This is a genomic window from Sphingopyxis sp., from assembly GCF_036402335.1.
Classification (GTDB): Bacteria; Pseudomonadota; Alphaproteobacteria; order Sphingomonadales; family Sphingomonadaceae; genus Sphingopyxis.
Map to the genome: position 1 here is coordinate 1 of NZ_DASWTD010000116.1, position 6,717 is coordinate 6,717.

Sequence of the window (6,717 nt, forward strand, 5' to 3'; positions counted from 1 at the left end):
TAGCGATGCAGCACCTCCATGTTGCCGGTGTCGGGCGCCGAACAGTTGAACACTTCCGACGACCACAGGATGCGCCCCATTTCCTCGGCGCAAAGCGCATATTCGAGGTTGGAAAGGCCGGGGCCTTCGAATTCGAACGTCTCGTCGACATGATGGTGCGCGCCGCTGCGCGGCGGCATGAACAGGTTCCAGATGCCGGCTTCCTTCGCCTCGGCCTTCAGGTCTTCGACGATCTGAATGACCTTCCAGCGGTCGCCGGCCTTGTCCTGCTCATAATAGGTGGGGACAGCGGGGCGAACCTTGCGTTCGATGAAATCGCGCACCCGATCGCGCCAGTAGACCTGCCGGTCGGTGAGGTCGAAATCCATCGTCGCATCCTTCCCTTTACGTTCACGTAAACCAATGGACCGATTCGCCGGCCTTGCCAAGTCCCGCTGCCCGAAAATTACATCATTCCGCCGCTTCGCGACATGATCGTTACGGGTGCGCTCCGCTCGCATCGGGTTCGGCGCGCGCGGTGTCGTCGAGCAATGCCAGCCGTGCTTCGTGATCGGCGCGCGAAATCGGGAATTTGCGCATCACGATCAGCCCCAACGTGCCGATGACAAGCACCGCGAGCGCATAGCCGAGCGCGAGGTCGTTCAGCACCGCGTCGCCGACCTCGCCGGGTTTGGCGTTCGCGGGGAAGGCGGCAAAGGAGAGGATCTGGCCGGCGAAGAAGATGCCGATCCCCGTCGCGCATTTCTGCATGAAAAAATAGCCGGCGAAGAACAGTCCTTCCGACCGCCGTCCGGTCTCGCCCTGCGATGCTTCGACGACATCGGCCATCATCGACGACGACAGGATCATCAGGATGATCGAAAATGTGTTGGCGACGAAGACCAGTGCGAACATCGCCGCCGCGCTCGGCTTGCCGGGCAGCCCGGGAAAAGCGCCTTGAATCCACGCGAAATACATGCCGCAATTGATCAGCAGCGCGATCACGCCCGCGAGAATCGCCCCGTCGCGCTTGCCCAGCCAGGCCGAGATCGGCGCGACGAGCAGGAAGGCGGCGATCATCGTCCCGAACAGCAGGAAGACATAGGTGATCATCTCGCTCTGGTTCAGCTGCCAGAAGAAGCCGAGCAGATAGTTGGTCATCGAGAAGGTGATGCCCTGATTGATGAAGCCGAACAGTGCGGCAAAGGTCAGCCACAGGAAGGCGCGGTTCGACAACGTGTCGCGCATGTCGCGCAGCACCTGTCGCAGCGTCGTCACCGGCTTGACGTCGGCAAGGTTCGACACCGCGATCCGGCTGTGCTGGCCAGCCGCTGAAATCATCACCGCGCCCGCCATCATCAGCGCGCCGGTCAGCGCATAGGGGAAATAACCAGCGGGATCGACGAGCCCCTTCGGCCCGCCGAAAAAGGCGCCATAGGCAAGCAGCAGGATGAGCAGCCCGCCACCCCAGCCGAACAGGTAGCGATAGCGCATGACGATCGTGCGTTCGTCATAGTCGGCGGTGAGTTCGGGAACGATCGCGACCGAGGGCACTTCGCACATCGACACGAGCGAGCGCACGATGATCGCGAAACCGATCAGCCAGGCGACGGTCATCGCATCGCTCATCTCGGGCGGGCTCCACAGCAGCATCCATGCAATCGCGAGCGGGATCGGCGCGCCGTAGAGCCAGGGCAGGCGGCGTCCCCAGCGGCTGCGCGTGCGGTCGGTGAGCTCGCCGATCACGGGGTCGACGAAAGCATCGGCGATCAGCGCGACCATGATCGCGGTCCCGACGATTCCCGCGTCGAGCCCGACCACCTGATTGTAGAACAGCAGCAGGAAGGTCGAAAAGCCGTTGTCCTTGACGCCATAGGCGATGCTGCCGAGCCCGTGAGTGACCTTCAGCCAGACGGGCAGGCGCTCGACTTTCGGCGCCGCAATGCTCGCCGAACTCACGCGGCGGCTCCGGCTTTCGCCGCTTCCTCCATCGCCAGCAGGGCATCGAACATGCCCGGCGTTTCCTTGTCCCATGCGTGCCGCTGGCCGATCGTCAGTCCGCCGTCGACAAGCAGGTGCGTGCCCGTCATGAAGCTCGACTCCTCGCTTGCGAGGTAAGCGACCGCGTTGGCGATATCCTCGGGCTGGCCGCCGCGCGCTACGGGCTGCGCGTTCGCGCTCATCTCGGCAATCACGGCGTTGGCCTGATTCTTGAGTTCGCCAGGCACGTCGAGCGAGGCGGTGAAGATGTTGGTGTTGATGAAGCCGGGGCAGATCGCATTCACGCGGATGCCATATTGGGCCAGATCGGTGGCCGCGACCTTGCTGAGGTGCAGCACGCCCGCCTTCGCCACCGCATAGGCGATCGGCGAATAGCCCGCGCCCAGCGCCGCGACGCTCGCAGTATTGACGATGCTCGCGCCCTTGCGACCCTTCATATGGGGTGCGGCGTAGCGAATGCCCATCGCGACCGATTTAAGGACGAGGTCCATCGTGCGGTCCCAGCCTTCGGGACTGATCTCGTCGATCGGCGCGCGGTCGCCGCCCGCGGCGGCATTGTTGAACACGATGTCGATCCCGCCTGCTTTTGTGGCGGCCTCGTTCATCAGCGCCTCGATATCAGCGGTCTTCGTCACGTCGCAGCGGACGAAATCGATCTTGCCGTTCGACTGTTCGGCGAGCGCGCGTCCGCCCGCCTCGTCGATATCGGCGGCAAAGACATGCGCGCCCTCGCTCGCGAGTTTCAGAACTGCTGCCTTGCCGATGCCCGATGCCGCTCCGGTGACGACGGCTACCTTGCCTGCGAATCGCATTGACCCATTCTCCCGTTTTCTTTTGCCACTTAGCTTAGGCGCCAAAGGTGACGCGTCAACGGCGGTCAATCCGACGCTACGGCGCCGTAACGGCAGGCCCGCTTCTCCAAGTTGACGCTTGCGTAAAGTAGCGAAGCGGACGTAGATTTGGGGGCAGAAGAGGAGCCAAAAGGATGAGCGAACTGGACGCTTTCCGCACCGAGGTGCGCGAGTGGCTGGAGGCGAACTGCCCCGCCGAAATGCGCGAGCCCGTGCGTGACGAAGGGGACGTCTGCTGGGGCGGCCGCAACTGGGTGTTCAAGAATGACGCCCAGAAACGGTGGCTCGAAGCCTGCGTCGCGAAGGGCTACACCGTTCCCGACTGGCCCAAAGCCTATGGCGGCGCCGGGCTGACGGCAGAGCAGACCAAGATCCTCAAACAGGAAATGAAGCGCATCCATGCGCGCTCGCCGCTCGACAGCTTCGGCATCTGGATGCTTGGCCCCGCGCTGCTGCAATTCGGCACCGAGGAGCAGAAGGTCCATTATCTGAACCCGATCGCACGCGGCGAGATCCGCTGGTGCCAGGGCTATTCGGAGCCCGGATCGGGAAGCGACCTCGTGTCCCTGCAAACCTTCGGCGAGGACAAGGGCGATCATTGGGTCGTCAACGGATCGAAGATCTGGACCAGCTACGCCGACAAGGCCGACTGGATCTTCTGCCTCGTCCGCACCGACAAGACGAACAAATATCAGGGCATCACCTTCATGCTCTTCGACATGGAGAGCAAGGGGGTCACGACCAAGCCGATCCTGCTGATCAGCGGCAATTCGCCCTTCTGCGAAACCTTCTTCGACGATGTCGAGGTGCCGAAAACGCAATATGTCGGCGAGATCAACCGCGGCTGGGACGTCGCCAAATATCTGCTCGGCCACGAACGCGAGATGATCTCGGGCGGCGGCGCGGGCGGCGATATGGTCAGCATCGGCGGCGCCTTTGCCAGGGCGTTCGGCAAGAATGAAGCGGGCGAACTCGACGACCCGATCCTGCGCGCCGAAATGGCGGCGTTCGACGTCGATGTCTTCGCCTATCGCGCGATGGGCGAGCGGTTCATGGACATGTGGAAGACCGGCCGCGCGCATCCCGCGTCGTCGAACATGATGAAATATGTCGGCACCGAACTCAACAAGCGCCGCCACGAACTCGTCATGTCGGGCGGCGGCAGCGAAGCGCTCGAATGGGACAGCGAAGAGACCAAGGGCGGCGCAAGGGCGCGCGGCTGGCTCCGCACCAAGGCCAATTCGATCGAAGGCGGGACGAGCGAAGTCATGCTCAACGTCATCGCCAAGCGTATCCTCGACCTGCCCGGAGCCTGACCCATGCCTTTGTATCACAATGACGACCAGGCGATGCTCAAGGACAGCGTTGCCCCCTTCGTGGCCGAACAGGCGCCGGTGTCGCATCTGCGCAAACTGCGCGATGCGGCCGACGCGACCGGTTTCTCGCGCGAGCTCTGGGCGCAGTTCACCGAAATGGGCCTGCCCGGCATGCTCGTTCCGGAAGAACATGGCGGGCTCGGCATGGGGCATATGGAGGCGGGCATCGTGCTCGAGGAAATCGGCCGCAACCTGACCCCGTCGCCCTTCCTCGCGACCAGCGTCGGTGCGGTCGCCGCGCTCGCCAGGGCGGGCGGCACGCAGGCGGGGCGCTGGCTCCCCGCGATCGCCAGCGGCGAAGCAATCATTGCACTCGCGATCGACGAGGGCGCGAAGCACCGTCCCGAGCGCATCGCGACCACCGCGACGCGCGCGGGCAACGGCTTCCGCCTCGACGGCAAGAAGAGCTTCGTGCTCCACGGCCATGTCGCCGATATGAGCATCGTCGCGGCGAAGACCGACGGCGGCATCACCCTGTTCGCGGTGCCGAAGGACGCGAAGGGCGTGACCGCCGATCCGCGCCGCCTCGTCGACTCCAGCCTCGCGAGCCACGTCACGCTGGGCGGCGTCGAGGTCGACGCCGACGCGGTGATCGGCGAGGTCGATGCCGGCGGAGATATCCTCGACGCGCTGCTCGCCGCGACGCGCACCGGCGCCGCCGCCGAAATGGTCGGCGTCGGGCAGGGGGCGATGGACATGACCGTCACCTACCTCAAGGAACGCAAGCAGTTCGGCAAGCTGATCGGCGAGTTCCAAGGGCTCCAGCACCGCGCCGCGCATCTCTATGGCGAAATGGAAGTCGCGCGCGCCACCGTGATGAAGGCGCAGCAACTGCTCGACGAGGGCGGCGAGGGTACGAAGCTGATGGTCTCGGTCGCGAAAGCCAAGGCCGGACGCGCCGCGAACCTCGCGGTGCGCGAGGGCGTGCAGATGCACGGCGGCATCGGCATGACCGACGAATATGACATCGGCCTCTATATGAAACGCGACCGCGCGCTCGCCGAGTTCATGGGCGATGTCCATTACCACATCGACCAGGTTGCGCGGATGAACGGCTACTGATTCGTGTTTACGCCCTCCCCTTCAGGGGAGGGCAGCGAGACTTGGGAGCTTGCTCCCTAGTCGCAGCGGGTGGGGCTATCGGCCTTGCTCCACGCTGCAAGCCCCCCCACCCCAACCCCTCCCCTGAAGGGGAGGGGCTTCAAGAGGAGCCCCTAATATGAACCTCAATGACATGTTCGGCCTCGACGGCCGCATCGCGCTCGTCACCGGCGGCTCGCGCGGCATCGGCAAGATGATCGTCGAGGGCGATCTCGCCGCGGGCGCCGCGCGCGTCTATATCTCGGCGCGCAAGACCGCGCAGATCGAGGAAGCCGTTGCCGACTTCGAAACGCGTTACCCCGGCAAGGTCATCGGCCTTCCCGTCGACCTCTCGACCGTCGAGGGCTGCCGCGCACTTGCCAAGGAACTCGAAGCGCGCGAGGAGCGCCTCGACATTCTCGTCAACAACGCCGGCGCCGCGTGGGGCGAACCGTTCGAGGGCTTCCCCGAAGCGGGCTGGGACAAGGTGATGGACATCAACGTCAAATCGCCCTTCTTTCTGACGCAGGCGCTCCACGGGCTGCTCAAGGGTGCGGGAACGCACGACCGTCCGGCCAAGGTGATCAACATCGGCTCGATCGACGGCCAGCGGCTGAACCCATGGGAAACCTACAGCTACCACGCGTCGAAGGCGGCGATCCTCTACCTCACCAAGCGGCTCGCGGCGCGGCTGGTCAGCGACCATATCCTCGTCACCGCGATCGCGCCGGGCGCTTTCCAGTCGGACATGAACAAGGCGGCGCGCGATCACGGCGATGCGGTGGCAAAGAGCATCCCGGTCAAGCGCATCGGCGTGCCCGAGGATATGGCGGGCGCCGCGATCTTCCTCGCGTCGAAGGCGGGCGACTATGTCGTCGGCGACACGATCACCGTCGACGGCGGGCTGGTGCACGGCGATGTGAGGACGAGCATCGACGCATAACTCCCCCATCGTCACCCCGGACTTGATCCGGGGTCCACGACGACCGCCGTTGTAGGGATCCCGGATCAAGTCCGGGATGACGAAAGCGGCGAAGTTGACTCGTCCGTTTTCAAGGTGTATTATGTAACTAATGCACCAAGGAGAACATCCATGCGTCTCGCGTTCCTGATTCCCCCGATGATGCTCCTCGCCGCCTGCGGCTCGGAGGAGAAGAAGTCTGCCGAGGGCACCCAGGTTTCGATCAACGCCGGCGACGAGCATGGCGGGGTCCAGATCAAGACCGGCAAGGACGGCGGCAATATCAAGATCGGTGGGGGCGGAGCAGGTATCGACATCGACATCCCCGATTTCGTCGACCTCGATATCGAGAGCGATTTCGATATCGGCGGCGTCAAGCTCTACCCGGGCAGCAAGGTGACGAAGGTCGACGTCGACGCGAACGACAAGAATGGCGCTGATACGGCCACGGTCAAACTCGGCTTCACCT

General features: G+C 64.1%; 7 protein-coding genes. 4 read left to right on the forward strand and 3 right to left on the reverse strand.

What is annotated here, in order from left to right:
- From VGD20_RS03405 to VGD20_RS03415, 3 genes are all read right to left on the reverse strand, one after another.
- Window positions 1–368 (reverse strand): acyl-CoA dehydrogenase family protein (locus VGD20_RS03405; protein ID WP_331133103.1); only part of this gene is annotated, 368 nt, incomplete at its 3' end.
- A 109-nt stretch (window positions 369–477) separates the two neighbouring features.
- The gene (locus VGD20_RS03410; protein ID WP_331133104.1) at window positions 478–1,938 is read right to left on the reverse strand and encodes an MFS transporter; all 1,461 of its coding nucleotides are present in this window, start codon (window positions 1,936–1,938) and stop codon (window positions 478–480) included.
- Window positions 1,935–2,792 carry an SDR family oxidoreductase gene (locus tag VGD20_RS03415; protein WP_331133105.1) on the reverse strand — a complete coding sequence of 286 codons (858 nt, stop codon included), beginning with the start codon at window positions 2,790–2,792 and terminating at the stop codon, window positions 1,935–1,937. The genes VGD20_RS03410 and VGD20_RS03415 overlap by 4 nt, the downstream gene beginning before the upstream one ends.
- Before the next feature lie 173 nt (window positions 2,793–2,965).
- Here VGD20_RS03415 and VGD20_RS03420 point away from each other — a divergent pair, with 173 nt between their 5' ends.
- The 4 genes from VGD20_RS03420 to VGD20_RS03435 form a co-directional block, all read left to right on the forward strand.
- Window positions 2,966–4,147: an acyl-CoA dehydrogenase family protein gene (locus VGD20_RS03420; RefSeq protein WP_331133106.1), complete on the forward strand. Its 1,182-nt coding sequence runs from the start codon at window positions 2,966–2,968 to the stop codon at window positions 4,145–4,147.
- Between the two features lie 3 nt (window positions 4,148–4,150).
- Window positions 4,151–5,269, forward strand: coding sequence for an acyl-CoA dehydrogenase family protein (locus VGD20_RS03425; RefSeq protein WP_331133107.1), 1,119 nt, complete (start codon window positions 4,151–4,153; stop codon window positions 5,267–5,269).
- Between the two features lie 157 nt (window positions 5,270–5,426).
- On the forward strand, window positions 5,427–6,230 hold the full coding sequence (locus VGD20_RS03430) for an SDR family oxidoreductase (RefSeq protein ID WP_331133108.1): 804 nt from the start codon (window positions 5,427–5,429) through the stop codon (window positions 6,228–6,230).
- A 150-nt stretch (window positions 6,231–6,380) separates the two neighbouring features.
- Window positions 6,381–6,717 (forward strand): hypothetical protein (locus tag VGD20_RS03435; RefSeq protein ID WP_331133109.1); only part of this gene is annotated, 337 nt, incomplete at its 3' end.